Genomic DNA, 25716 nt, shown 5'->3' on the forward strand with positions numbered 1-25716 from the left:
CGGTTGCCTGCGTCTCAGCCGCCAGATGCCCGTCGGGCCAGTGCCTGGCGCAGCGGCGTCAGCCTGCCCCGCCCAAGCTGCATGACACCATCGATGACGGCTTGTTGATGTGATGGGCTCAGGCCGTGCGCGCTTGCCGTGACAAACTTGGCGATCAGCGCTGTCCAGGACAGGGGCCTGGCGGGATCGCCACGAGGGTCCGTGAGGGGCGAATGCAGGCACCGCGCGTCACGCAGCGTGACGCTGATCCGTGCGGGCGAGCGCGCGGGAAACAGCGGTTCGATGTCGGCGTCGTGGTGCACGACGACGCGACGCGCCAAGTCGTTGACGTCGGCGTTGCGAAGATGCGCGGCCCGCAGCGGCAGCAGTGCATCGCCGCCATGCCAGGCGCATACCGCCAGGCAATGCGGCACGCTGTATTGGGCATCAATGAGATCGAGGGGCTGCGGCCGATTGGCAAGATTAAAGGTGGCCCGGTAGGTATGCACGTCTATGCGGGCAATGTCTTCCGGCGCGAAGCCATGTTCCTGCCGAAGCTGGATCAAGGCGTCGAGCGCAGCATGGATGTGGCGGCAGCAGCCAAACGGCTTGAAGTACGTGCCATCGATCAGTGGCGTTTCGCCCAGGCCTGCCAGGATGGGCGCGCGGATGAACAGCGCCTCATCATCCAGCATGGCTGCTGGCCCGGTGACACCTGCCTCGGCAAGGCGCAGGGCACAGTAGCCCGCTGTCACGCCTGCCGGGATGGCCTCCTTGATATCGCTGCCCACTATTCCAGCCAGGCCAGGCAAGGCTGGCGCGGTCTGCCCCGCAATGCCCAAGGCGTGGGCGATTGTTGCGGCTGGGGTTGCGTGCAGACTGCCAAGCGTGGCGATGACGGCGTAGGGGGACCACGCTCCTGAAGGCGTATAGGCGGGCCGGCCCATGCTCATGCGTGCGCCGATTTCGTAGCCTGCGACCACTGCAACGAGGAGTGCATCGGCCGTCGGATCCGGCGCGCGCTCGGCGGACAGCATCGACAGCGCTGCCGGAATGACCGCCGCCCCGGGGTGACCGCGTGCCGGACGATAACCGTCGTCCAGATCCAGCGCGGCGGCTGCCGTGCTGTTGGCAAGCAAGGCTGCGCCCGTGCTGCCCGTAAGGCCAGTGAACCAGATGTCGATCGGGCCAGGGCCGTAGAGCGGCAGTGCGGCACGGCGCGCTGCCTGCACGCCTGCATCGTCAAGCGCTGCCGCCGCCGCACCGAGCAGATCGAGGATGCAGCACAGCGCAATGTCGATGGTGTGCGGGCTCAGCTGGTCCCGGCGCAGCGTGGCGATGTAGTGGGCAAGCCTGCTGGCCACCTCGGCCTTTTGCCTTGCGTCTGGGCTGAGGCCAATACCGGCTGACACCATCGTCGCCGCCTTGATGACGGTGCATTCCGCTTTCAATCCATTACCAGAGGGCATATCGATTCCGCATTGCCGAGAACGTCGCTGAGTGCGACCATTTGCCGATGAATGTGTTGTCCTGGCGAGGATCTTAGGACGCCTGTGGCAAGCCCGATATTGATAAAACTGCGCCTGCTGATGCCTATAGGTAATGAATGAAATTGCAGATCAACATGCGCCATGTCGAGGCGTTCCGGGCGGTGATGATTTCCGGCAGCGTGGTGGGTGCCGCCAAGCTGCTGGACGTGACCCAGCCCGGCGTCAGCCGCACGATCAGCCTGCTTGAAATGCGCCTGGGTTACGAGCTGTTCGAGCGTCGTGGTCGACGCCTGGTGCCCACTGCCGAAGCCGAGGCGCTCTACCGCGAAGTCGAGCAAAGCTACGTCGGCATCGAACGCATCAATCAGGCTGCGCTGGACATCCGCTTCCACCGGGCGGGGGCGCTGCGCATTGCCACGCTGCCCGCGCTTGGGCAGTGGGTGGTGCCGCGCGCGATTGCGGATTTTCTGGACGCACGTCCCAAGGTGACGGTGTTCGTGCAGACGCTGAACTCGCGACAGATTGCAGAGCTGGTGGCGACACGGCAATTCGATCTGGGGGTGGTCGAGTTGCCGCTGTCGCGCGCAGGTACCGAGGTGCATCCGCTGCCACCATCGCGCATGGTGGCGGTGATGCCGATCGGGCATCGCCTGGCGGATCGATCCATCCTGTCCCTGAAAGACCTGGCGGACGAGCGCATGGTGCTGCATTCGCACCATAGCTACGTGCGTTATCAGATCGACGATGCCTACAGCAAACTGGGGATCGCGCCGAACGTGGTGGTGGAGACGCCGACCTCGTCCATCGCCTGTGCGTTGGCAGCGGCAGGAACCGGGGTGACGCTGGTTGCGCGGTGGACCGCGTTGCCGCTGATCGGGACGCAGGTCGCGGCGATTCCGATTCAGGAGATGCTGCATTCGCAGTACGGCATCATCGTGCCCGCCGATACGCGCCCAATGACGCTGGCGTCGGAATTCGCCGCCTTGCTGGCGGATTACATGTCGCCCGAGCGTGAAGCCGGTTCGTTGGAGACGGAGGTTCGCTAGTCTTGGATCGCGTGCAGTATCGGGCCGCGCAGATTTTCATGCCGCGTGATTGTCAGTCGAGCCTGGTGTCAGGCAAGGGTCGGGTGCCGGCCGCCAAACCCGCCTGCCCGTTCCAGCGCATCGGCCACCTGCAACAACAAGGCTTCCTGGAACGGCTTGGCGGCGAGCTGCACACCCACCGGCATGCCGCCCATGCCGTAGCCCGCCGGCATGCACAGCGCAGGCCAACCCGTGAGATTGAACGGCGTGGTGAAGCTGGGGTGCGACAAGTCGCCCCACGGCACCACGGCATCGAAGCGCGGCGCTTCGCGTGGTGCGCCTGCCGTGATGACGATGTCCACATTGCTTGCCGATTGGGCCATGCGTGCACACAAGGCATCGCGCCGATGCCGGGCCTGCACGTAATCGGCGCTGCACATCAGCGCGCCCAGCACCAGGCGGTTGCGCAGCAGGTGGCCGTAGTCGTTCAGGCGTGTCTGAAGCGTGGCTTCATGCACCGCAAACGCTTCGCTCGCCATGATGACAAAGCCTGCCGCCTGGAAGTCGGCTAGTGGAGGCAAGGCCAGCTCGACGATTTCTGCGCCCAGGTCGCGCAAGATGCGCAAGGCCGTGTCGATGCCGGCTTGCACTGCCGGGCTGACCGGGTGGTCGATCTCATGCCAGCGTGACGCCACGCCGATGCGCACGCCTCGGATGGGCTTGCCAAGGCCCGCGCTGAAGTCGGGTACCGATCTGTTGGCGCTAGTCGAGTCTGCTGCATCATGGCCTGCCATGACCTGCAGCAGCAAGGCGCAGTCTTCCACCGTCTGCGCCATCGGGCCGGCATGATCGAGCGAGCGTGCCAGGGGCAGAATGCCGCGCGTGCTGCATAACCCGTAGGTCGGCTTGAGGCCGACGATGCCGCAGAACGCGGCCGGTGCGCGGATCGAGCCCGCCGTATCCGTGCCCGTTCCACCCAGAATCAATCCAGCGGCAAGGGCGACTGCCGTGCCGCTGGACGATCCCGATGCATAGTGATCGGTATGCCAGGGGTTGCGGGCCGGTGGCCAGGGCAGGTCGAAGGGCGGACCACCCAGCGCAAACTCGTGGGTGGCCAGCTTGCCAAGCAGAGTCGTGCCTGCATCGGCCAGGCGGGTGACAAGATGGGCGTCCTCGTCTGGCACCCAGTCCTGCAACAGCCTGGAATGCGCAGTCGTCGCGATCCCGCGCGTGCAGTAGATGTCCTTGTGGGCAATCGGGATGCCGTCGAGTTTGCCGCGCAAGGTGCCGGTCATCATGCGTTGTTCAGCCGCGTGCGCGTCGCGGCGAGCACGCTCGGCCGTCACGGTGATGAAGCTGTGTAGGGCACCGTCGTGGGCGGCGATGCGGGCAAGGCAGTGCTCGACCAATTCCACCGGTGACAGCCTGCGTGCACGGATCAAGGCTGCGGCTTCGGCAATGGTGGGTGTGCCTGAGGTGGATATGTGCGGCGTGGGTTGGCCAGCCTGTGGACCTGCTTCAGCCCCGGTCTCGGCTTCCGCAAGCAAACGATGCGTAGGCGCTGCGCGCGCGTCGTGAAGGGTGTCACGCGGGTCTTGTGCGCGGATGCGTTCCAGCATGGGTGCCACCCATGTCCATCCGACCTGGATTTCGTCGAGCTGGCTGGGTGACAACAACAGGCCCGCGTGGCGCAGCAGCACCGCGATAGTTTCGCGTGCATCCTCGCGTGAAGAGGTGGTCATGCGGTGGTCCGTCTGAAGGTGCAATGGAATGCGGCGCGTCTCGTTGTCGGGACGCGCCGCCAATCGGTGATCAGCCGCGCTGGCTCAGCGCTCGATTTCCCGATTCCAGCGAGACGTCCACGCCGCGCGGCCCGCATTGACGACCTTGGTATCGACCTTGATCAGCTTCGCGACGTTTTCCTGTCCATAGACCACATCGGCCGCCAAGGCGGGCGCAAGCTGGGTCTTCTTGTTCACTGGACCCAGCCCCGTGGCCTCGGTGAATACCGCCTGCATGTCCGGGCTGAGCAGATGCTGGATGAAGGCCTGCGCCTGTTTGGGATGGGGCGCGCCTTTCACCGCGCAGACCTCGCTCAGAATCACCAGCGCGCCTTCCTTCGGGTAGACGAATTTCACCGGTGCGCCTTGCGCCACCAGCGCCCGAACCCGTCCATTGCCCCACACCCCCAGCGACGCGTCGCCGGTCTGCAAAAGCTCTGCCATCTTGCCGGGTGACGGTTCCCAGGCCAGGACGCTGGGTGCGATGCGTTTCATCGCGACAAAACCCGGCTCGATGTTGGTTTCACTGCCCCCGTTCAGGCGAGCCTGCATCACCAGCGCAAGCAGACCGAAGCCATTGCCGATCGGCGGAATGACCATCTGCCCGGCGTAGCGTTTGTCTTCCAGATCTTTCCACGAGGTCGGCGCGGGCCAGCCGTTCTTCTCGAACACCTTGGTGTTGTAGACCAGGCCCGTGGCACCGTAGCCCAGCCCGATCGCCTCATTGCCGGGTCGGCGGGCGCTGACGTAGACGTTGTCGGAATGGGGGCCGCTTTCCAGCTTTGCACAAAGACCGAAATCCACCGCCATGCTCATCGGCGCGTCATCGATGATCGCCACCGAGATGTCCTGCTTGTCCCGCTGCGCCTGCAGCTTGGCCAGGGTGTCGGTGGAGTTGCCCGCCACGTAGAGCACCTTCATGCCGGTGGCCGCTTCGAATGGCGGAATGATCTTCTCGCGGAAAGCCGTCTCCACCGATCCCCCGAAGCCCGCGACATACATCGTGTCGGCCGCGTGGGCGCTCAGGGTGGTCATGGCAAGCGTGCTTATCACAATCAGGTATTTGTGCATGTGTCTCGTCTCCATCTGAAGATTCGCAGGCAGGTTGTCGCGGCATCTGGCCGTCTTGGGCCTGGGCGTGCAGAAAGTGTAGAGACGCGGGTCTGCGCAGAATATTCAAATAATCAACGTAACTTATGCCTGAATGGTATGAGGGCGGCGGCCTGCACGTGGGGCACTTGGCCGATACTATCTGTCCTTCCATGCCGATCATCTACGCAACGCACAAGGAAAACTGCATGAGCAAGTCGATCTTCATCACCGGAGCCACCGCAGGCTTCGGCGCGGCCATGGCACGTCGTTTCGCGCAGGACGGCTGGTCCTTGATCCTGTCTGGCCGTCGCGCCGAGCGCCTGGATGCGCTGGCCGAAGAACTGTCGGGCCAGACCGACGTGACCACCCTGGTGCTGGACGTGCAGGACCGCGCCGCCGTCGAAGCCGCCATCAACGGCCTGCCGGAAAAATTCAACAAGCTGACTGCGCTGGTGAACAACGCCGGCTTGGCGTTGGGCACCACGACCGCGCAGACGTCCAGCCTGGACGACTGGGAAACCATGATCGACACCAACGTGAAGGGCGTCGTGTATTGCACCCGCCTGCTGCTGCCGCGCCTGATTGCGCATGGCGCGGGCGCTGGCATCGTCAACCTGGGGTCAGTGGCCGGCAACTGGCCCTACCAGGGCGGCAACGTCTATGGCGCAACCAAGGCGTTTGTTAAGCAGTTCAGTCTGAACCTGCGTTCCGACCTGCAAGGCACGGGTGTTCGTGTGACCAACATCGAACCGGGCATGGCCGAAAGCGAGTTCTCGGTGGTGCGTTTTGCCGGTGACAAATCGAAGGCCGATGCGGTGTATCAGGGCGTCGATCCGATGACCCCGGAAGACATCGCCAACACCATTCATTGGGTGCTGAACCAGCCGCCGCACATGAACATCAACCGGGTGGAGTTGATGCCGGTGAATCAGGCGTTTGCGGGCTTTGCGATTCATCGCAAGGGCTGATAGCCGTGGGGCGGCGCGCGATACAAGGAGAACCTAAGCGCGAATGACTGCCTCTGGGGATAAGTGCTTTGAAATACTCGAGAAATACCGATGACTGACTTTGAGTTCAGGAGGCGGGCGGTAAAAGAGTTAACCGCCCGAATTGGCGTTTACGCACTTTGTGATTTAGATGGTGTGCCTATCTATGTAGGCCAGTCCAAGGACGGGATTCGCAAGCGGGTAGCCAGGCACCTCACCTCTGCCCGTTCAGACATCATTGCCAACAGGCAAATTGATGTGTGGGAAATTGCTTATGTCTGGGCTTATCCAGTGGAATCAGCAGATGCCATCAATGAGCTTGAGGCCCGCCTCTTTCATGCTTTTCATCCCCAGTCGAAGTTGATGAACGGCACCGTCCCGCCTAATTTGGGCTATGGCGTTGCACCGCAGCCTGGGCAAATTGTGCAGGTTATGCCGAATGAGGAAATTCTAGATCGCAAGGACGCAAATCAACGTCTGCCCCGCCAAGCAAATCATTATGCACAGATCGTCGGGCATTTCCTCGCTGTGAAAAATTCCCCGCAAATTGCCCGTGCCATGGACGCGCACTTTGAGCGACTTCAGAAATATCATCGGACATTGCTGGGGTTTGCGGGGGATCAGCAAGACGAAGATGGAAGCAGCAGTTGACGCCGAGCGCTACTGCTGAAGAACGCTGGCGTTCAACGCTGTCCTTGCCTGAACGAAATATCTGGATCAGGAAAGAAGCGGTTCAAAAATATGTGCGGCGAGGTGGCGCACCACTGGAACCGCTACGCCATCGCCGGCGACATGGTAGGCATCGTTATAATTGACGGGGAGTCGATAGGCATCGCCTATCCCCATCAATCGGGCTGCTTCGCGTGGTGATAACAGACGTGAGCGGATATTCTGACCCTCGACGACAAGAATCACTTGCCGACTCGACCCTCCTGCCGGAGTGCGCAAACATCCGGCAATGTCGTCGAAGCGGACCTCAGCGCGCTGCACCTTGACGCCGTGCTCATCCAGCCGTGTGCGTTTATAAAGACCGCCAACTTTGCGTTCCCCTGATTTCTGTACGGCGTGAACCTTTGCCAAGTTGGTCGGGCTCATCATGTTCAGAAGTTGATTCGTTTTTTCAGCGCTATCCCACCTGACATGCTCAGGATGCTCTTCAATCAAATCGGTAAATGTCGTTGTTCGTTCCTGTGGAACGGGTACGTTCCACCACACCCAGCACTTGCGAGCATCCTGTGAAAGTCCGGCATAGGCTGTCACCATGCGCTTAGGGTGCCATGGATCGACGGGAAACTGGGATATCAATGCAGGCGGAATGGGTACGCTTTCATGCACGCCAACGACAAAAACACGTGGACGTGATTGCGGCAAAAAATGCCGTGCGTCGATCACCATTGCGCCGAAGCGGTAGCCTGCTTCGGCAAATACAGCGCCAATCGCAGCGAAGTCGTTGCCCTTGTTCGAGGTCAATACACCGTACACGTTCTCCAGGACAATGACGCGGGGGGGCCGCCCTTCCGCCATGAGATTGCGCATAAGCTGCCAAAAAGGCCAGAATGTGCCAGAGCGTGTTTGTTGTTGGTCTTGTTCGCAACCAATACCTTTGTAAAAGCCCGCCAGCGAGAGGTCTTGGCATGGAAAAGAGGCCCAAACCAAATCAGCCTGATCTGGCAATTGCTCAGTAGTGACTTTATTAATGTCCTCTACGAGCAAATCCAAGCCGCCTTCCCAGTTGTCGCGATAGACTCGTCCTTTCATCGGGTTGAAATCGTTGGCAAACAGGCAATCCCAGCCTGGTCCCAATCCTGCACGAGCCATACCCCCGCCCGCGAAAAACTCGTAGAACCGACGGCCTTGGCGCACATTTCTAGCCGATTGGGGTTGAGCAGGCTGCGTATCGCGCTGAATTCTCTCGTTGATTGCCTGAGCAATCCACGCACTCATGGTCACTTTGCCTCCGCCTGCGTGGCACAAGGTATCAATCACCTCATGTTGCGTGGGCGTCAGGCGAAGACTGGTGCGATGTTCAGCGCGATAACTCATCATGTATCCAAAAAATGGCGCCAAATTTCGGCTTCTGAAGGATACCGCGCTTAGCTATCATGTCAAACCTCAGGGTGCTTGGGTGTTGACGTGGTGATCAACGTTCAGCGCTGCTGCACGTCCATTTCAACGAAAAAAAACCGCTCCGGAGAGCGGTTCGATTGGTTCAGCGGGCCGGACCCCCGCTGCTTGCATCAATCGTCCAGCAAAGACAAATCCCGCACCGCGCCCTTGTCGGCCGACATCACCAGCATCGCGTACGCCTTCAGTGCCGCCGACACCTTGCGGGGACGCGGCTTGGCGGGCTTCCAACCCTTGGCGTTCTGCTCTTCGCGACGCGCGGCCAGTTCCTCATCCGACACCAGCACGTTGATGCTGCGGTTCGGGATGTCGATACGGATGCGGTCGCCATCGCGCACCAAGCCGATTGCGCCACCGGCGGCGGCTTCCGGCGAGCAGTGGCCGATCGACAGGCCGGAGGTGCCACCCGAGAAGCGGCCGTCGGTCAGCAGGGCGCAGGCTTTGCCCAGACCCTTGGACTTGATGTAGCTGGTGGGATACAGCATTTCCTGCATGCCCGGGCCGCCCTTGGGGCCTTCGTAGCGGACGATCACCACGTCGCCTGCCTGGACCTTGCCGGCCAGGATGTTTTCCACGGCCTCGTCTTGCGATTCGGTGACGTGGGCGGTGCCTTCGAACACGTGAATGCTTTCATCCACACCGGCGCTTTTCACCACGCAGCCGTCGACCGCGATGTTGCCGGTCAGCACGGCCAGGCCGCCTTCTTTCGAGAACGCATGTTCGTAGGAACGGATGCAACCTTCGGCGCGGTCGGTGTCCAGGCTGGGCCAGCGGGCGTTCTGGCTGAAAGCCACTTGGGTGGGCACGCCACCGGGGCCTGCCATGTAGAAGGTCTTCACGGCTTCGTCTTGCGTGCGGGTGATGTCCCATTGCGCCAGCGCATCGCCCAGCGTGGGGGCGTGCACGGTGGGCACGTCGGTGTGCAGCTTGCCGGCTTTTTCCAGCTCGCCCAGGATGGCCATGATGCCGCCTGCGCGATGCACGTCTTCGATGTGATATTTGTTGGTGTTCGGTGCCACCTTGCACAGCTGCGGCACGACGCGCGACAGGCGGTCGATGTCGGCCATGCTGAAGTCGATTTCCGCTTCACGCGCGATCGCCAGCAGGTGCAGGATGGTGTTGGTGGACCCGCCCATGGCAATGTCCAGTGTCATGGCGTTCTCGAAGGCTTTGAAGCCAACCGAGCGCGGCAGAGTGCGTTCGTTGTCTTGTTCGTAGTATTCACGGGCCAGGCCAACGATGCGATGACCGGCGCGCTTGAACAGCTGTTCGCGGTCGGCGTGCGTGGCCACCACCGTGCCGTTGCCCGGCAGGGACAGGCCCAGCGCTTCGGTCAGGCAGTTCATGGAATTGGCGGTGAACATGCCGGAACACGATCCACAGGTCGGGCAGGCAGAGCGCTCGACTTCGGCCACGTCGGCGTCCGAGTACGAGGTGTCGGCGGCGATCACCATCGCGTCCACCAGGTCGAGCTTCTTGAACTCGACTTTCTGGGTCTTGGGGTTCATCAGCTGGGTCTTGCCCGCTTCCATCGGACCGCCGGACACGAAGATCACGGGGATGTTCAGGCGCATGGCGGCCATCAGCATGCCCGGGGTGATCTTGTCGCAGTTCGAGATGCAGACCATGGCGTCGGCACAGTGCGCGTTCACCATGTATTCGACCGAGTCGGCAATGATGTCGCGGCTGGGCAGCGAGTACAGCATGCCATCGTGGCCCATGGCGATGCCGTCATCGACCGCGATGGTGTTGAATTCCTTGGCTACGCCGCCCGCAGCTTCGATCTCGCGTGCCACCAGTTGGCCCAGATCTTTCAGGTGGACGTGGCCGGGCACGAATTGGGTGAAGGAATTGACCACGGCCACGATGGGCTTGGAAAAATCTTCGTCTTTCATGCCGGTGGCGCGCCACAAAGAGCGGGCACCTGCCATGTTGCGGCCGGCGGTAGAGGTCTTGGAACGGTATACGGGCATCGTGATGGCTAAGGAGAAATCGCGGAAGGGAAGGCGGAGCCGTGGGAATGACGGCCCCTTGCGCGCCCGGGCGAACAGCCTCTTGAGCCGTACTACTCTGGGCAACCGCCGCAATTATCCCCTAATTGCTTCCAAGGTTTTCCACACCCCTTGGTTACGCAGCGACGCCGTGTGCACTGCGACTGCATCGACAAAGCGTTCATCCTGTCCCAGCGAGCCAAATACCGGGGTAAATGCCGTCAGGTGGCGTACCCGATCAGCCTCGTTCTGCATTGCGGCGGCATCGACCACCCGGTTGTGCAGTGGCGCAGCCAGCGGGTCCTGGATGTCGTAGGCAATGCCGGCTTCGTCCACACCACGCAGGTAGTGCAGCCAAGCCGCAACAGCCAAGGCCAGCAGGGTAATGCGCTGCCCGGCTGCCAGCCGCTCGCGGATGGCTTCCAGCAGGCGCTGTGGCAGCTTCTGCGACCCGTCCATCGCAATCTGGCGGGTCTGGTGTTTGAGCGCGGGGTTGGCATAACGCGTGATCAGCCGTGCTTGATATGCAGCCAAGTCGAGCCCGGGCAGGGGCGGCAACGTGGGTGCGATTTCCTCGCGCATCAGCGTTTCGATGTAGTGGCGCAGTGCGGGCTTGGCAATCGCCTGATCGACGGTCGCCAGACCAGCCATCGCACCCAGATAGGCAAGGGCCGAATGGGTGCCGTTGACCATGCGCAGCTTGAGCTTTTCAAACGGCGTGGCGTCCGGCACAAAGCGCGCGCCGCCGCGTTCCCACTGGGGTCTGCCGGCCGCAAATTCGTCTTCGATCACCCATTCCAGGAAGGGTTCGCCCAGCACCGGCCAGGCGTCTTGCCAGCCCAATGCCTGACTGATCTGTGCACGGTCTTCGTCGGTCGTGCGGGGCACGATGCGATCGACCATCGAGCAGGGGAAGCGGCACTCGGCGGCAATCCATTGCTGCAAGTCGGCGTCGAGACGACCGGCGAAGTCCAGCACCAGGCCACGCAGTACGTGTCCGTTGGACGGCAGGTTGTCCAGCGACATGATGGTCAGCGGACCCGCCTTGGCGGCGTGGCGTGCCTGCAGCCCGCGCACGATGAAACCGATGGCACTGCGCGGTGCGTCGGGATTTGCCAGGTCGTGCACGATGTCGGCATGGTCGGCGCGCAAGCTGCCGGTGCCCGGATCATGGCAATAGCCTTTCTCGGTCACGGTCAGGCTGACGATGCGGGTGTCTGGTGCGGCAATCAACGCCAGCACGGCTGCCGGGTCTTCCGGGGCCACCAGCACATTCAGCAGGTTGCCGATCACGGCCAGCTGGCTGCGCGGCGCGCCCGTGTCGTCGGCGTCGCGCAGGGCCAGGGTGTACAGACCGTCCTGCGGTGCCAGGGCATCGCGGGTGTCTGCCTGGCGCAGCGATACGCCCACCATGCCCCAGTGCAAGTCGCCGCTGGCGTGCAAGGCCGCTTCGTTCACGGCGGCCAGATGCGCACGCGCAAAGGCCCCGATGCCCAGGTGAACGATGCCTGTGCGCAAGGCGCGGCGATCGTAAGCCGGCACCTGGGCGGCAAGCTGCGCCGCCCCGTTCAGGGCGGTGGCCGACAGACGCTGCATTCCCAGCTGCATTACCAGCTCCACAGCGTGCCGTCGTGCTGCTGGCGGTTCACCGGCAGATAGGCGCGCTTGTAGGGGTATTTGGCGGCCAGCGCTTCATCGATCTCCACGCCGTGGCCGGGTACGTCGCCGGGGTACATCATGCCCTTGTCGAATGTATAGGCGTGCGGGAACACGGCGTCAGTCTCGTCCGTATGGCGCATGTATTCCTGCACGCCGAAGTTCGGCACCGACAGGTCGAAGTGCAGCGCCGCACCCATGCAGACCGGCGACAGGTCGGTGGCACCGTGGCAACCGGTGCGCACCTGGTACAGCGAAGCCAGGTCGGCAATACGGCGCAGGTGCGTGATGCCGCCTGCGTGGACCACGGTGGCGCGGATGTAATCGATCAGCTGGTTCTCGATCAGTTCCTTGCAGTCCCAGATCGAGTTGAAGATTTCGCCCACAGCCAGCGGCGTGGTGGTGTGCTGGCGGATCAGGCGGAACGATTCCTGGTTCTCGGCCGGTGTGGCGTCTTCCATCCAGAACAGGTTGTACGGTTCAAGCGACTTGCCCAGGCGACCTGCCTCGATGGGGGTCAGGCGGTGGTGGACGTCATGCAGCAGATGATGTTCTTCACCCAGTTTTTCACGGATGCGCTCGAACAGCTTCGGCGTGTGGCGCAGGTATTTTTCAGTAGACCAGTCGTGTTCGCTGGGCAGGTCGGCATCGGCAGGTTCGTAGAACAGGCTACCTTTGCCCACACCATAGACTTTCTCCAGGCCTGGCACGCCGCTTTGCGCGCGGATGGCCTTGTAGCCCATGTCGGCATAACGCAGTACTTCGTCCACCGTGTGTTCGATGTCGCTGCCGTTGGCATGGCCGTAAACCATCACGCCGGTGCGGCTCTTGCCCCCCAGCAACTGGTACAGCGGCAGCCCAGCGGCCTTGGCCTTGATATCCCACAGCGCGGTATCGACGGCTGCAATGGCCGTCATGGTGACCGGCCCGCGACGCCAGTAGGCACCCTTGTACAAGTACTGCCAGATGTCTTCGATCTGATGCGGATCGCGGCCGATCAGGCACGGAATCACGTGTTCGGTCAGGTAGGCAGCCACCGACAGCTCGCGGCCATTCAGGGTGGCGTCGCCGATGCCGGTCAGGCCTTCATCGGTTTCGATTTTCAGGGTGACGAAATTGCGGCCGGGCGAGCAGACGATGATGCGGGCGTTTGTAATTTTCATCGGGATTCCAGATGGCTGTCAGGTCGGTGCCGGGTCGTTGCCAGGCGCTTTGTTGTTGTGGGTGCCGAAAGGAAAAAGCAGGGGATGGGTTCAGCCGTCCCAGCCGAGATGGCTCAGGAAGTCGCGGGTACGCGTGACCTTCGGGTTTTCGAAGATCTGCGTGGGCGGGCCTTCTTCCAGAATGGCACCGTTCTCGAACACCACCACCCAGTTGGCCACGCGTCGGGCAAAGCTCATCTCGTGGGTCACGACGATCATCGTCATGCCTTCCTGCGCGAGCTTTTTCATCACGTTGAGCACTTCGCCCACGGTTTCCGGGTCGAGCGCCGAGGTCGGCTCGTCGAACAGCATTACCTCGGGTTCCATCGCCAGGGCACGGGCAATCGCCACGCGCTGCTGCTGGCCGCCCGACAGGTTGGCCGGGAAGTTGTCGGCCTTGTTCGACAGGCCCACCTTGTCGAGCAGGGCACGGGCGCGATCGCGGGCTGCGGCTTCGGGCATGCCCAGCACGGTGATCGGTCCCATGGCGACGTTGTCCAGGGCCGACTTGTGCGGAAACAGCTCGAAGCCCTGGAACACCATACCCATGCGCTGACGCACCTTGCGTACTTCGGACTCGCGGGTGGGCAGCGGCACGCCGTCCAGCAGCACGCGGCCACCGTTCAGGGTTTCCAGCGCATTGGTACAACGAAGCAGCGTTGATTTGCCCGAGCCGGACGGGCCGATCAGACACATGACTTCGCCTTTGTTGACCTGCAGCGACACATCGCTCAAGGCGACGAAATCGCCATAGGTCTTGCGCACATGTTCATAGACCAGCACTGGCGGGCTGTCCGCGCCCTTGCGCGTGAACGCGGGGGCGGCCACCGCCTGTGACGCATCGATGTTCGAGTTCATTCCTTGACTCCGTATTTGCGGTGAATCCAGTCGACCAGCTTGGCCTGGGGGTAGCCCATCATCCAGTAGATGACTGCCATGGCGGTGAGCATTTCCAGCACGCGGAAGGTGTGTGCGCGGATCTGCATCGAGGTGTAGGCGAGTTCGCTGACGGCAATCACTGAGACCAGCGAGGTGTCCTTGAAGAGCGACACCCAGGTGCTGGCAAACACCGGCAGAATGCGTCGCGCTGCCTGCGGAATCACCACCTTGAACATGGCCTGTCGGCGCGACATGCCCATCGCCAATGCGGCTTCCATCTGGCCCTTGCGGATCGAGTTGATCCCGGCCCGGAAGGTCTCGGCGTTGTAGGCCGAGATGTTCAGCACGAGCGCAACCAGCGCGGTGGTGAAGGCCGACATCTGCACGTGCAATGCCATCGGCATCACGTAGAAGGCCCAGTAGATGATCAGGATCAGCGGCAGGTTGCGGAACAGTTCCACGAAGGCGAGCGACATGCCGCGCAGCACGCGGTAATTCGACAGGCGCATCAAGGCCAGCAAGATGCCGCCGGGCAAGGCCATCAACATGGTCAGCACGGTCAACAGCACCGTCATGCCGGCGCCTTCGAGCAGCGCGTCCCGGGAAGTCCAGATTACGGTCCAGTCCAAGTTCATGAGCGCCCCAGGTGTGCGAGTCGGTGGTACAGACGATCAACGCCGCGGGTAACCGGGAACAGGATCAGGAAGTACGCAATCATTGCCACGGTGAACACTTCGATCGGGCGATAGCTTTGACCCGCCACGATTTCCGAGCGGTGCATGATTTCCGGCACGGCGATCACGGTGGCGATCGCGGTGTCCTTGATGGCAATCGTCAGCACCGAGCCGAAGGCCGGCAGCATGCGGATGGTGGCCTGCGGCAAGATGATCTTGCGCAGGATCTGGGCGCGCGACATGCCGAGCGCCAGGCCGGCGCGGGTCTGTCCGGGTCGCACCGATTCGATACCGGCGCGGATCACTTCAGCCGCGTAGGCGGCGATGTGCAGCGTCAGGCCCACCAGCGCTGCCCAGAAGGGTGGGAAGGTGACACCAGCCAGCAGCGGGAAGGCAAAGTAGATCCAGACCAGCACCACCAGCACCGGGATGGACCGCATGGTGTCGATGTAGAACACCAGGAAGGGTCGCAACCAGCGCGGGCCGTACAGCCGGAACAAGGTGATGACGAGGCCGAGCAGGATGCTGGTCAGGGCGGCGATCGCACTGAGTGCGATGGTGACGCCGAGGCCACTGGCAAAGAAACGCCAGTTGTCCACGATCGGTGAAAAATCGAATTCCATGCGGTGCTCCCGCGAAGGCAAAAAAACAGTCAGCAGCAGGCACAGGCGTGCGTCGTCCCCCCGCAAGGGGACGCCGTACAGCGCCTGTGTGCGTGCTAGAGGGTGACGACGACTTTCATGGACTGCGTTCGGTCGCCGGCGAGCTGGAAGGCTTCGTCCGCACGTTCGATCGGCAGGGTGGCGGTCAGCAGCGGCGAGACATCCAGCGCACCGCGGCTGAGGTAGTCGATGGCCCAGGCGTATTCGTCGATGAAGCGGAAGCTGCCGACCAGCGACAGGCTTTTCACCATGATCTGGTTGAACGGGCAGCCGTCGCTGTTGCCGCCCAGCGTGCCCACTTGCACGATGGTGCCGTAGGCGCGCGTGACACGGATGCAGTTGGCCAAGCCGGCATAGCTGCCGGAGGCTTCGAAGCACACGTCGATGCTGCCCTTGCCGACTGACAATGCAGCAATCGCATCGGGGTCGGTGGCGGCATTGATGGTGTGGCTGGCACCGACCTTTGCGCAGGCCTGCAAGGTCTGATCGACGATATCGACGATGGTCACCTGGCTGGCACCGGCAAGCCGTGCCGCCATGATGATCAGCGCGCCGATCGGCCCGCCGCCTGTCACCAATACCGACTTGCCGAGCAGGTTGCCGGCTTGCTGTACGGCATGCAGCGCCACGGCCAGCGGTTCACCGAATGCGGCGATCTCGAAGGACACGCTGTCGGGGACCGGCAGGCATTGATAGTCCTCGACCACCACCTGTTCGCGCATCGCGCCCTGCATGTGCGGGAAGCGGCTGGCGCTGCCGAAGAAGTGCACGTTCACGCAGTGGTTGGATGCACCCATGCGGCAATACTTGCACTGACCGCAGGTGCGGGCTGGGTTGATCGCGATGCGGTCACCGGGTTTGACGCTGGTGACTGCGTCGCCCACTTCCATGACCTGGCCCGAGGCCTCGTGACCCGGCGTAAGCGGTTCGCGGATGACAAAGTCGCCTACGCGGCCATGCCGGTAGTAGTGCAGGTCAGACCCGCAGATGCCCACGGCCTTGACTGCAACGCGAACCTGGGTAGGGCCAAGTGACGGGACGTGGATATCGCCGATGCGCAGATCGCGGGCACCGTGAATTTCACAATTCAGCATGAGATGGTCGTCGAAAGAGAAGTGAACGAGAGGCCTGCCCGACTGACGCCCGGCAGGCTTGCCACGCTGCTTACTTGAGGTTCTGCGTCATGCGACGCTCTTCCTCGACCAGCTGCGGGTGCATCCGCTTTTCCACTTCACGCAGCCATGCCAGGTATTCAGGCTGGTTCTTGCCTACGCCCATGCCCGAGTCGATCAGGAAGATCTTGCTGTCCTGGCAATCGTTTTCCTTCGGGAACACCGCCAGGCCCTTGACCTTGCGGCTGATGTTCGGCCACAGCATGCGATTCAGCGGCGCGACATCCGAGCGGCCTGCCAGGATTTCCTCGATCGGAGCCACCGAGCCGGAATTGGTCACGGCGCGCAGCTTGGCCTTGGCAAAGTGTTCCTTCACCAGCGGCTCTTCGCCAGCACCCGAGAAGTAGGCCATGGTGATGTCGGGATTGTTGAAGTCCTCGACCGTCTTGGCGTTGGTGAATTTGGGGTTCGATGCCAGGCCGATCATGCAGACGCTGGTGTTCGAGAAGGTGACGAAGTCGATGATCTTGGCGCGCTCGGCGTTCTGGTTCAGCGGCCCGATCATGATGTCCATCTGATTGGCGATCAGTGCCGGGACCTTGGTCTCATGGCTGACCGGCACCGGTTGGATCTTCACGCCCAGCAATTTGGCAAATTCCTTGCCCAACATCCACGACGAGCCTTCCCAGGCTTCGCCGGTGCCCGTGGTGTTCTGCGCAAGCCAGGGCGGGTTGTTGACCACGCCGACGCGCAGCACGCCAGCCTTGCGGATGGCGTCGATGCGGGGGCTGACGCCCTCGGCCGGCGGGGTTTGCGCGTTGGCGGACAGGGCGGTGCCGAGCAGGGCTGCGGCAATCGCCAGGGTGAAGGTTTTTTTCATTTTTATCTCCGGGAAAAAGGCCCGCCATCTGTTTTTGTGATGGTCGGGGATCGCGTCTGTCAGGTATCGATCACATGTCTGTCATCTCAGCGCCATGCCTGGGCGAATTCACCGATCACGCGTTCCAGATGGCCGCGCATGGCCAGTCGCGCGGCTTGCGCGTCGGCGGCGACAAGCGCCTGGAAGATGCGTTGGTGATCGGCCTGAGATGCTTCGCGCAAGGCGCGAGTGTGGAAGTGCTGTTCGATCTTGGCCCAGATCGGGCCGCGTGCCTGATCCCACATCGAGGTCACGCTGTGCAGCAGCACGCTGTTGCCAGTGGCTTCGGCAATGTGCAGGTGGAACATGCGGTCCGCTTCGGCGTTGGCGCTTTTGTCCATCAATTGCTCACCCATGGTGGTGAGCGCGCCGAAGATGCGGTCGAGATCGGCATCTTTGCGGGTGGTCGCCGCCATGGCGGCGATTTCGGATTCGATCAGGCAGCGTGCACGCAGCAGCTCGAAGGGGCCGGCCCCGGTTTCGCGGGGCAGGGGGGCCGCCACCGCCATGCTCACGTCTTGCGGCGGGCAGACGTAGATGCCCGAGCCGACACGGACTTCGACCGCCCGCTGCAATTCCAGGGCGATGATCGCTTCCCGGACCGAGGTGCGGCTGACATCGAAACGGTCGGCCAGTGCGCGCTCGGACGGCAGGCGCTGGCCTGGCGTGAATTCGCCGCTGACGATCAGCTCGAGGATTTCAGCCGCCAGCCGTTGATAGGCGCGCTCGGTCCCGGCGGTGGTCGTGGTGGCGATGAGGGCGGACATGCTTGGCTGCTTGGAAATCGAAATTGGTTGGACCAAATTATGAGCGGTCTACCAATTTTGGGCATCGTGGAATACCACTAGCTCGGTTTTGGCCTAATTGGTCTAACCAGTTGACCAATTGGTTGCCAGTGCGGCGACCCCGGCAGCGCTGATTTCGGTCAGCAAAGGCACGCGCACCTGCACACGCTTAACGCGCCATTAACGTGGCTAAACAGTTTTTAAACGTGCCCGATCACTATTTGCTCCTTTCCTCGCCGCGATTCCGAATGCCTTCTCGCGACCATCCCGACTTTGAGCAAGTGGCACGCCGTGCGGTCAGCCGGGCGCGTTGGCAGTTGCGTCTGGCGATCACTGCCACCGCCATCGTCGCGCTGATCGCAACGGCGCTGGTGCTGTACGCCGTGCCAGGCATGACGACCGCACCCGCGATGGGCAGCCGCATGACCACGCCGAATCTGGCGCGCATAGCGAGCCCTGCCAAGGCTTGCCCGGACGCCTGTTCTGGCATCTGTCCCGACCACCGCAATCGTCATTTCACAAGGATTTGTTCATGACCCCCTCCCGTGCCGGCCGCCACGCAGCAGCACTGCTTGTTGCCGCGACCGCGGCGCTGTCTGTCTCGACGGCAAACGCCGCCGATCCCGCCTTGAAGGCAGACCAATCCGCGCAGTGGGGCATTGGCTTGGGGGTGGGCCTTGAACGCAAGCCCTATCGCGGCGTTGGTACTGATGTCACGGCCTTGCCCCTGCTGATGTACGAAAGCCGTTGGCTGAGTGTGTTCGGCCCTGGTGTGGCGCTGAAGCTGCCGTCTGCCGGCCCGGTGTCATTCCGACTGAAAGCGCAGTATTCGGGCGATGGCTACGAGTCGGACGATTCCGATGCGTTGCGGTCCATGCGCGAACGCAAGGGCGGCTTCTGGTTTGGCGGATCGGCTACCTGGCAGACTGGCTTGGCCAATCTGACGGCAGAATACCTGGCCGCTGCCGGCCGCAGTGACGGACAGCGATTCAAGCTTCAGGTGGATCGCGCCTTTCAACAAGGTTCATTCGAATTCACGCCTCGCCTGGCCGCCAAGTGGGCCGATGACAAGTACGTGAACTACTACTACGGCGTGCGCAACGACGAGGTCTTGTCGAACCGGCCCTTCTACCAGGGCAAGTCCAGCGTCAATGTCGAACTTGGGCTGCGTGTGAACTACGCGCTGGCATCGAACCAGACGGTGTTTGTCGACATGAGCGCGGCAACACTGGGCTCGGGAATCAAGGACAGCCCGATCGTGGATCGGTCGACGGAAGCCGCCGTGCGTTTCGGCTATCTTTACCGCTTCTGATCGACGTTCGTCGATCGCGTTTTGTCTGAGCGAGGCCTGATGCAAGGTATGACACGGTGGCGCAAGGCCGACACGCGGACAGATCCTGCCGCGTCGGCTGGTCTGTCTGGTTTGTCGCGTGGGGGCAAGGTTGGCGTTTTGATGACGGTGGCGTTGCTTGCCGCACTGGTTGCAGGCTGCGCCGCACCCCCGCCAAAGGTCGCGCCGCCAATGATCGCCGAGCGCATCACGCCCCTGGGGCAGTCCAGCTTCGATGCCTACCTGCGCGAGACCACGGACTGGGTAACACGACAGCGCAACTTCCAGACCGCCGACCATGCCAGCGAACTGGCGTGGAATGCCCCGCGCGAATGGCGACCGGCTGCTGCGCCACGCGCGGGTGTGCTGCTGGTGCATGGGCTGGGCGATTCGCCGTGGTCGTTTTCCGATATCGGGGAAGACTTGGCGGCGCGTGGTTATCTGGTGCGCTCTGTGCTGCTGCCCGGTCATGGCACCAAGCCCGCCGATCTGATCGACGTGCGTCTTGCCGACTGGCAGCGCCTGGTGCGCGAACAAGTCGCGCTGATGCGGCAGGACGTGCCGCAGGTGTATCTGGGCGGGTTCTCGACGGGCGCGAATCTGGTGGCGGAATACGCGCTGGATGATGAGCAGGTGCGTGGTCTGCTGCTGTTCTCGCCGGCCTTCAAATCCAATGTCAGTTTTGACTGGTTCAGCCCGCTGCTGGCCCATGTGAAAACCTGGCTGCGTGAACCAAGCGTTGCCAACGTTCAGCAGACACCACAGCGTTATCTGAACGTGCCCACCAACGGCTTCGCCCAGTTCTATCGGGGCAGCGTGACCGTGCGCGACAAGATGGCGAGCAAGGCCTACGACAAACCAACGCTTGTCGTGGTCAGTCAGCACGACTCAGTGGTCGACGTGGGCTACGTGTTGAAGACGTTTCAGCAGCGCTTTACTCACTCGGCCAGCCGCATGATCTGGTACGGGGCCTTGCCCGCTGCCGATGCCACGCCACGTGTGCTGACCCGCAGCGATCGCATACCCGAGGCGAATATCAGCGAGTTCTCGCACATGGGCGTGTTGTTCTCGCCGCGCAATCCGGTCTACGGCAGCGCCGGCACGCAGCGCCTGTGCTGGAACGGTCAGGATAGCGCCGACCTGGACGCGTGTCTGGCGGGTGCGCCGGTCTGGTATTCGGACTGGGGCTATCGCGAGGCTGGCAAGGTGCACGCGCGGCTGACCTTCAATCCCTACTTCGATTGGCAGGCGAGTGTGATGGCGGCTGTGATGGAACAGAGCGACGGGGCGGGCAACGCGTCGCAGTAGGGACTGGTCAAGGACCGGCTGGATGCGGCCTGGACACCAGCTGGGCATTGGCACCCGCTGCCAGTGCTTGGCAACCGGTGCCGGCCTGCCCATGTGGCCCCGTATCGATTGCTCAGCGTTCGGTGTCCGGTGGCATCGGGAACTGCACACGGACCCGGAATCCACGTTCGTCCAGGCCCGTGCCGGTATGGATGACGGCGTTGTGCAGCTGCGCAATGCCTGCCACCAGCGACAGGCCGATACCGCTGCCGCGCCCGCCACTGCCGGGTACCCGGTGGAAACGCTCGAAGATGTGTGCGTGTTCCGACTGGGGCACACCCGGGCCGTCATCGGCAACTTCCAGGAACACATGTTCGCCTGGCGTCGATCCGGTGGATTGGCCATACCCGCAACTGACCCGCACGCGTCCACCCGGGGTGGTATAGCGCAGCGCATTGTCGATCAGGTTGCGCAGCAAGATGCCGATCTCATCGACGTTGCAGGCAATGCGGCAGGGTTCGGGTGCCAGGCTGATCGAGCGGCCGTTCTGCTGTGCGTGAATGTCGAATTCATGTGCGACATACACCAGCAATTCGCTCAGGTCGGAGGTGCCCTGATGCGAGACATTCACCCCCGCATCCAGACGCGCCAGGTCCAGCAACTGGTCTGACAGGCGGGTGCTGCGCTGTGCCACGGCCAGCAGTTTCACCAGGGCCGCATCCTTGGCTTCCACTGTGCTGGCGCGCAAGGCAATCTGCCCGTGCGCCTGCAGTGCAGACAGGGGGGTACGTAGCTCGTGTGCGGCATCGCCAATGAAGCGGCGTTCTCCCTCGATCGCCTGATCCAGCTGTTTGAGCAGGTGATTGAACGAGGCCACCAGCGGCTGCAACTCGGTGGGCAGGGGCACGGCAGGCAGCGGTGTCAGATCGAATTTGTGACGTGCCCGGACGGCGCTGTCCAGGTCCTTGATGGGTTCCAGCGACTTGCGCACTGCGCACGCCATCAGGAAGCCGACAAAGACCAGCAGGGCGGTGGTGATGCCCAGCGCGGTGAACGCTTCGTGGCGCATTTCGCGGTCGATCAGGCTATGCAAGTTTGCGACCTGCACGAATACGCTGTTGGTCGAGTCCGACAGCGAAAACACGCGCCAGCGCTGACCGTCGATGGTCACGCTGGAAAAGCCGTCGACAAAGCTGGGTTGCAGCGGTGTGGCGGGGGCATTCGGAGTGCGGCCGATCAGACGTTTGCCGTTTTCCCATATCTGGAAATTCAGCGAGTTCTGTTTCTCGCTGGCATCCAGCGCATCTTCACGCAGCTTCAGACGCGCCTGGGTGACGTCGCCGGGTATCTGGCCATCGACGCTCGGCGGGTCTTGCATGTCGCCCACCTTGTCGGCCGGAATCACCAGCATGATGCGTGTGGCGATGGCCTGAAGCTTGGTGTCCCAGACGCTGGTCTGGCTCTGCGAGGTGTAGGTCATCAGCCCGCCCAGCGCGCACACCCAGCACAACAGGATGGTGAACGTCATCACCGTCAGCATGCGGCATTGCAGTGACTTGAAACGAGGCCGGGCCGAGCCTTCCGGCGATGGTGCGCACCACTTCACGACTGCGACTCACCAACCATGTAGCCGTGACCATGCACGGTCACGATCACGTCGTCACCCAGCTTGCGACGCAGCTGGTGAATGAATACCGCAATGGTGTTGCTTTCGATGGTGCTCGACCCGCCGTAGACCACATCCTGCAGATGTTCACGCGTGACCGCATGCCCAGGGCGTTCCAGCAAGGCCAGCAAGGTGCGGTATTCATGGGCGCTGAGCGCAACACGTTCGCCATTGCGCGTGACTGAACGCTTGCTGCGATCCAGCACGATGTCGCGGTAACTGAGCACTGGCACCACCCGGCCTTGCGTGCGACGAATGACCGAGCGCAGCCGCGCCCACAGCTCGTCGAACTGGAAGGGTTTGACGATGTAGTCGTCCGCACCTGCATCCAGCCCGCGAATCCGTTCGCTCAATTCTGCGCGCGCGGTCAGGAACAGCACAGGCGTGGCGTCATAGCGATTGCGCATGGTTTTCAGCACGGTCAGGCCCGACTCGCGTGGCAGGCCCACATCAAGCAGAACTGCCGTGTAGGCGTGGTCGATCAGCGCCAGATTGGCCGCGGCCGCATCGCTGACATGGTCGATGCGCCAGGCATTCTGGCGCGCGCCATCGCAGATCGCTTCGGCGAGCATGGCATCGTCTTCTACAAGCAGCAGGTGCACGCGGATTTCTTCTTCGGATTGATAAGGGAATGCAGTCCGTCATGATGGGTCAAACGAGTTAATAAATCTTTAAATGTGATGGCGGCGCACCACATCCAGACCCGCCCGCAATCCAGAAACTCATCCGTATCACTTGCAAGGAATCTGTGCACCTTGGGACGGTAATGTGGCGTCGACGGTAGACTCTCTGCATGAGCCTTCCTCTTGCACACCCTGCCTGCGGCGCGGTCCGTGGCATTCGTACCGGACAGGTCAGTGCCTGGCTGGGTATCCCATACGCCCAGCCCCCTGTGGGCACCCGCCGTTTTCTGGCACCAGCGCGTGCCAGGGCCTGGCATGACGTTCGCGATGCGCGGCAGTTTGGCCAAGCCGCGGTGCAACGCCATGTAGCGGTCGTCAGCAAACCCTTTCTTGGCCCCAGCGTGGGTGAAGATTGCCTGAGCCTGAATATCTGGTCGCCGGCGGCAGATGGTGCCAAGCGGCCAGTGATGGTGTGGATTCATGGCGGGGCCTTCATCCTGGGCAGCGCAAGAATCTACGACGGCGCGCAGCTTGCCGAAACCGGCGATATGGTGGTCGTGACCATGAACTATCGGATGGGTGCGCTTGGCTTCGTGAATTTCCGTGGCCTGACTGGCGACACGCGTTTTGCCAGCAACCCCGGCCTGCGTGATGTGATGCTTGCCCTGCAATGGGTGCGCACCAACATCGAGGCGTTCGGTGGCGATCCTGCGCAGGTCACGCTGGCGGGCTCGTCTGCCGGTTCGATCATGGCCTCGCTGCTGATGGCCAGTGACGAAGCCGCGCAATTGTTCGATGGCGTGATCCTGCAAAGCGGCACCTACGACCTGGTGCATTCGCAAGAGAAAAGCCTGGCGGTGGCGCAGGCTTATCTGGACGTGCTGGAGATTCAGAACGGGCCGGATACCCTGGAAAAACTCCAGGCCCTCGACGCGACGAAGCTGCTGTCGGCACAGGCCGCCGTGCAGCGCCGGCTGCCCGGCGTGTTGGCAACCGTGCCGTGGTTCGATGGTGAACTGGTGCCTGCATCGATTGAAGCCGCGCGCAGCAAGACCTTGCGCGCCATGCCCATGTTGGCAGGCGTGAATCGGGACGAAACCCGCATGTTCGAGCTGGTGCCGGGGCCTGACCTGTTGCCGCTGAAGCGGGATGCACTGACGCAGTTCCTGCGCCTGCATGTGGGTGAAGAAAGTGCTGCACAGGTATTGGCGCTGTACCCGGACCAAGTGGCGGGAAATCGGCAACTGGCAACCGATCTGGAATTCCTGATGCCCACGCTGCAATTGGCAGAGCGGCATGCTGAGCACAGCCCCACATGGCTGTACCGTTTCGATGCGACGCACCCGATGCTGGGCGGGGCCGTGCATGGGCTGGAACTGAGCTATCTGTGGAACTGGACCGGCGCGCTGGCCATGATGGCGCGGGGCGGTGCGCTGACGGGCGACAAAGCCGCGCTGGCGGAAAGCATGCGTGCGTACTGGATCAGCTTTGTGCGAACGGGCAATCCAGGAACGCAATGGCCTGCGTTCAATGCGGTCGATCGGCAGACCATGGTGTTTGACAAGGTGAGCCAGCTTGTACGTGATCCCGATGGGGCGCGACGCGCGCATTGGCCCATGCTGATCCGCGCACAATGAATGCCTTGACGTGTTGATCGCCGCTTACGCGGCGTGGGTGTTCCTGTCGCTGCCGGGCTGGCGATGCTGGCGTGCAGGTTGACGGTGATGGCCCAGATCGACCATCAACTCATCTTTCTGCACCAGAATTTCAGCGTAGTTCTTTCTCATCTTGTTCAAGATGAAGCAATTCAAACCACTTCCCGACGCGGCCAGGATCTTCATCTTTGCGATATTGACGGGACCTGCGCTCTGGATGGTGTAGAGAAATATTTTACCGGTGGAAAATTGAATCTTTACCGAGGTGGCGGCAATTTCGTAGCCGACCACTTCGGAGTCTCCGTCCAGGTTTTTATAGGCTTTCATTTTCCAAGAACCCTGTTCGAAAGAAGTTATTGGGGGAATGGTGGCGTAATAATCGTGGGGGAATAAGTATTGAAAATTTAGGTATTAAATACCTGAAATATTAAAGACTGCGAACTGCAATGAATCGACCTTTCGATGCTACACCTCGCGTCTTGCCATGGATGCCTGATCCACCAGCATTGCAATAAGCGCTTCGATGGCGACTTCTGAATCCTGCGCCCGCACGGCTGTCATCTGCCTATCTTGCGATGCCAACCATACGTGCTGGGCCGCCCGGATTGAGGCAGCGGTGTCGGGCCGAAGGCTGGCGCGGGCTTGGATCTGTTCCTGGTCGAGCAGGACCTGATTCCAGTCGAGCTGCTTGGCGCCGGTTTCAAACGTGGACGATGCTGTCACACGAATGCCGTAATCCCGTTCCAGGGAATGACTGCCGGGGGGTGAAATGGCCATGCGCTGCTCAACTCGGAAAAA

At 62.2% G+C, this 25716-nt stretch carries 24 protein-coding genes; 7 read left to right on the plus strand and 17 right to left on the minus strand.

The features are described 5' to 3' along the window. Positions 1–14: 14 nt before the first annotated feature. The gene (locus tag FXN63_RS00485) at positions 15–1448 is read right to left on the minus strand and encodes an MmgE/PrpD family protein (RefSeq protein WP_148811809.1); all 1434 of its coding nucleotides are present in this window, start codon (positions 1446–1448) and stop codon (positions 15–17) included. Positions 1449–1585: 137 nt separating this feature from the next. Between FXN63_RS00485 and FXN63_RS00490 the strand changes: the two genes are divergently transcribed. Next, a complete protein-coding gene (locus FXN63_RS00490; RefSeq protein ID WP_187395050.1) occupies positions 1586–2515 on the plus strand; it encodes a LysR substrate-binding domain-containing protein in 930 nt (309 codons plus the stop codon). Positions 2516–2583: 68 nt separating this feature from the next. Here FXN63_RS00490 and FXN63_RS00495 read toward each other — a convergent pair whose 3' ends face one another. Next, entirely contained in the window at positions 2584–4236 is a 1653-nt protein-coding gene (locus FXN63_RS00495) for an amidase (RefSeq protein WP_148811811.1), read from the minus strand. An 84-nt stretch (positions 4237–4320) separates the two neighbouring features. After that, on the minus strand, positions 4321–5346 hold the full coding sequence (locus FXN63_RS00500) for an ABC transporter substrate-binding protein (RefSeq protein WP_148811813.1): 1026 nt from the start codon (positions 5344–5346) through the stop codon (positions 4321–4323). 227 nt (positions 5347–5573) lie between these two features. On the opposite strand from FXN63_RS00500, the gene FXN63_RS00505 reads away from it, so the two are divergent. Both FXN63_RS00505 and FXN63_RS00510 read left to right on the plus strand, forming a co-directional pair. Next, entirely contained in the window at positions 5574–6335 is a 762-nt protein-coding gene (locus FXN63_RS00505) for an SDR family oxidoreductase (RefSeq protein ID WP_148811815.1), read from the plus strand. Positions 6336–6425: 90 nt separating this feature from the next. Next, a complete protein-coding gene (locus tag FXN63_RS00510) occupies positions 6426–7004 on the plus strand; it encodes a GIY-YIG nuclease family protein (RefSeq protein ID WP_148811818.1) in 579 nt (192 codons plus the stop codon). A gap of 66 nt (positions 7005–7070) precedes the next feature. On the opposite strand, the gene FXN63_RS00515 is transcribed toward FXN63_RS00510, so the two are convergent. From FXN63_RS00515 to FXN63_RS00560, 10 genes are all read right to left on the minus strand, one after another. After that, complete coding sequence (locus tag FXN63_RS00515; protein ID WP_148811820.1) at positions 7071–8297, minus strand: DNA cytosine methyltransferase; 1227 nt, start codon at positions 8295–8297, stop codon at positions 7071–7073. A 293-nt stretch (positions 8298–8590) separates the two neighbouring features. Continuing rightward, the gene (gene ilvD, locus FXN63_RS00520; protein ID WP_148811822.1) at positions 8591–10450 is read right to left on the minus strand and encodes a dihydroxy-acid dehydratase; all 1860 of its coding nucleotides are present in this window, start codon (positions 10448–10450) and stop codon (positions 8591–8593) included. Between the two features lie 114 nt (positions 10451–10564). Further along, entirely contained in the window at positions 10565–12076 is a 1512-nt protein-coding gene (locus tag FXN63_RS00525) for a mannitol dehydrogenase family protein (RefSeq protein ID WP_246164988.1), read from the minus strand. Continuing rightward, entirely contained in the window at positions 12076–13287 is a 1212-nt protein-coding gene (gene manD, locus FXN63_RS00530; protein ID WP_148811824.1) for a D-mannonate dehydratase ManD, read from the minus strand. The genes FXN63_RS00525 and manD overlap by 1 nt, the downstream gene beginning before the upstream one ends. A gap of 90 nt (positions 13288–13377) precedes the next feature. Beyond that, positions 13378–14184 carry an amino acid ABC transporter ATP-binding protein gene (locus tag FXN63_RS00535; protein ID WP_148811826.1) on the minus strand — a complete coding sequence of 269 codons (807 nt, stop codon included), beginning with the start codon at positions 14182–14184 and terminating at the stop codon, positions 13378–13380. Further along, entirely contained in the window at positions 14181–14840 is a 660-nt protein-coding gene (locus FXN63_RS00540) for an amino acid ABC transporter permease (protein WP_148811828.1), read from the minus strand. The genes FXN63_RS00535 and FXN63_RS00540 overlap by 4 nt, the downstream gene beginning before the upstream one ends. Beyond that, positions 14837–15502, minus strand: coding sequence for an amino acid ABC transporter permease (locus tag FXN63_RS00545; RefSeq protein WP_148811830.1), 666 nt, complete (start codon positions 15500–15502; stop codon positions 14837–14839). The genes FXN63_RS00540 and FXN63_RS00545 overlap by 4 nt, the downstream gene beginning before the upstream one ends. A 95-nt stretch (positions 15503–15597) precedes the next feature. Continuing rightward, complete coding sequence (locus FXN63_RS00550; RefSeq protein ID WP_148811832.1) at positions 15598–16635, minus strand: L-idonate 5-dehydrogenase; 1038 nt, start codon at positions 16633–16635, stop codon at positions 15598–15600. A gap of 70 nt (positions 16636–16705) precedes the next feature. Continuing rightward, on the minus strand, positions 16706–17533 hold the full coding sequence (locus FXN63_RS00555; RefSeq protein WP_148811834.1) for a substrate-binding periplasmic protein: 828 nt from the start codon (positions 17531–17533) through the stop codon (positions 16706–16708). An 86-nt stretch (positions 17534–17619) separates the two neighbouring features. Next, the gene (locus FXN63_RS00560; RefSeq protein ID WP_148811835.1) at positions 17620–18339 is read right to left on the minus strand and encodes a FadR/GntR family transcriptional regulator; all 720 of its coding nucleotides are present in this window, start codon (positions 18337–18339) and stop codon (positions 17620–17622) included. Positions 18340–18605: 266 nt separating this feature from the next. Here FXN63_RS00560 and FXN63_RS00565 point away from each other — a divergent pair, with 266 nt between their 5' ends. The 3 genes from FXN63_RS00565 to FXN63_RS00575 are packed head-to-tail and all read left to right on the plus strand — an operon-like array spanning position 18606 to position 20995. After that, entirely contained in the window at positions 18606–18893 is a 288-nt protein-coding gene (locus FXN63_RS00565) for a hypothetical protein (protein ID WP_148811837.1), read from the plus strand. Further along, the gene (locus tag FXN63_RS00570) at positions 18890–19669 is read left to right on the plus strand and encodes a MipA/OmpV family protein (RefSeq protein WP_148811839.1); all 780 of its coding nucleotides are present in this window, start codon (positions 18890–18892) and stop codon (positions 19667–19669) included. The genes FXN63_RS00565 and FXN63_RS00570 overlap by 4 nt, the downstream gene beginning before the upstream one ends. Positions 19670–19708: 39 nt before the next feature. Next, positions 19709–20995 (plus strand): alpha/beta hydrolase, encoded by a 1287-nt coding sequence (locus FXN63_RS00575; protein WP_246164989.1) that lies wholly within the window; start codon positions 19709–19711, stop codon positions 20993–20995. Between the two features lie 112 nt (positions 20996–21107). Here FXN63_RS00575 and FXN63_RS00580 read toward each other — a convergent pair whose 3' ends face one another. Both FXN63_RS00580 and FXN63_RS00585 read right to left on the minus strand, forming a co-directional pair. Next, positions 21108–22514: an ATP-binding protein gene (locus tag FXN63_RS00580; RefSeq protein ID WP_148811841.1), complete on the minus strand. Its 1407-nt coding sequence runs from the start codon at positions 22512–22514 to the stop codon at positions 21108–21110. Positions 22515–22576: 62 nt separating this feature from the next. Beyond that, positions 22577–23242, minus strand: a complete 666-nt coding sequence (locus FXN63_RS00585) for a response regulator transcription factor (RefSeq protein ID WP_148811843.1) — start codon at positions 23240–23242, stop codon at positions 22577–22579. A 191-nt stretch (positions 23243–23433) separates the two neighbouring features. On the opposite strand from FXN63_RS00585, the gene FXN63_RS00590 reads away from it, so the two are divergent. Then, a complete protein-coding gene (locus tag FXN63_RS00590; RefSeq protein WP_148811845.1) occupies positions 23434–24900 on the plus strand; it encodes a carboxylesterase/lipase family protein in 1467 nt (488 codons plus the stop codon). 24 nt (positions 24901–24924) lie between these two features. Here FXN63_RS00590 and FXN63_RS00595 read toward each other — a convergent pair whose 3' ends face one another. Then, positions 24925–25245, minus strand: a complete 321-nt coding sequence (locus FXN63_RS00595) for a hypothetical protein (RefSeq protein WP_187395051.1) — start codon at positions 25243–25245, stop codon at positions 24925–24927. A gap of 138 nt (positions 25246–25383) precedes the next feature. Continuing rightward, positions 25384–25695, minus strand: coding sequence for a hypothetical protein (locus FXN63_RS00600; protein WP_148811847.1), 312 nt, complete (start codon positions 25693–25695; stop codon positions 25384–25386). Positions 25696–25716: the final 21 nt, after the last annotated feature.

Origin of the sequence: Pigmentiphaga aceris, from assembly GCF_008119665.1 — a bacterium.
Classification (GTDB): Bacteria; Pseudomonadota; Gammaproteobacteria; order Burkholderiales; family Burkholderiaceae_B; genus Pigmentiphaga; species Pigmentiphaga aceris.